This is a genomic window from Vibrio sp. 10N.222.46.A1, assembly GCF_041473595.1.
In the GTDB taxonomy this organism is placed as follows: Bacteria; Pseudomonadota; Gammaproteobacteria; order Enterobacterales; family Vibrionaceae; genus Vibrio; species Vibrio tasmaniensis_A.
This window is the reverse complement of the sequence record NZ_JBFRSN010001636.1, coordinates 1-782: the sequence shown is the minus strand read 5'-3', so window position 1 is coordinate 782 and position 782 is coordinate 1. Positions and strand designations below refer to the sequence as shown.

General features: G+C 43.6%; 1 protein-coding gene. It reads left to right on the top strand.

The window, feature by feature from the left end; genetic code table 11:
• Nucleotides 1–82: 82 nt before the first annotated feature.
• Nucleotides 83–706 carry an RNA chaperone ProQ gene (proQ, locus tag AB4496_RS28575; RefSeq protein WP_009846654.1) on the top strand — a complete coding sequence of 208 codons (624 nt, stop codon included), beginning with the start codon at nt 83–85 and terminating at the stop codon, nt 704–706.
• Nucleotides 707–782: the final 76 nt, after the last annotated feature.

Here is a 782-nt window from a genome sequence, read left to right as displayed (position 1 = left end):
GGGTTTTTCCCAAGCATCTCTCTATAATACGTAAAAATATTTTCTTAATGTTCGCGGAAAACCGCAAAAACCAGGAACCCACATGGAAAACACTGAAAAGTTAAAAAACAGCAAAGAAGTTATCGCATATGTTGCTGAATGTTTCCCTAAATGCTTTACTCTAGAAGGTGAAGCGAAACCACTTAAAATTGGTATTTTTCAAGATCTTGCTGAACGTCTAAATGAAGACGAAAAAGTAAGTAAGACTCAGCTTCGTGCAGCGTTAAGACAGTACACATCATCATGGCGTTACCTGCACGGCGTAAAAGCTGGCGCAGAACGTGTTGACCTAGACGGCAACGTATGTGGCACACTAGAAGAAGAGCACGTTGAGCACGCTAAAGCGACACTTGCAGAAAGCAAAGCGAAAGTTCAGGCTCGTCGTAAAGAACAAGCACAGAAAGCTCGTGACGAAGGCAAAGCGAAAGCTAAAGCGAAAAAAGCTCAACAGCCTCGTCGTCAAGCGCCTAAAGCACCGAAAGTAGAAAAGCCTGTAGAAACACGCGCTTTGAACGCCGATGAATTTATCACTGGTAAAGAAGTAAATGTGAACATGGGTACGGGAAACATGGCTGCGACCATTGTTGAAATCAATAAGGAAGATGTGCGTGTTCAGTTAGCAAACGGCCTACAAATGGTTGTTAAAGCGGAGCACTTGCGCGCTTAAAGGAGATACTCCTACGCATGAAATGCCGTTCAAAATTGACACTGATTGCTGCTAGCTTTTTGCTAGCAGCTTCAGC

Excerpts from the sequence above, each read along its gene's own strand:
- proQ (WP_009846654.1), top strand. The coding sequence starts at position 83 with ATGGAAAACACTGAAAAGTTAAAAAACAGCAAAGAAGTTATCGCATAT.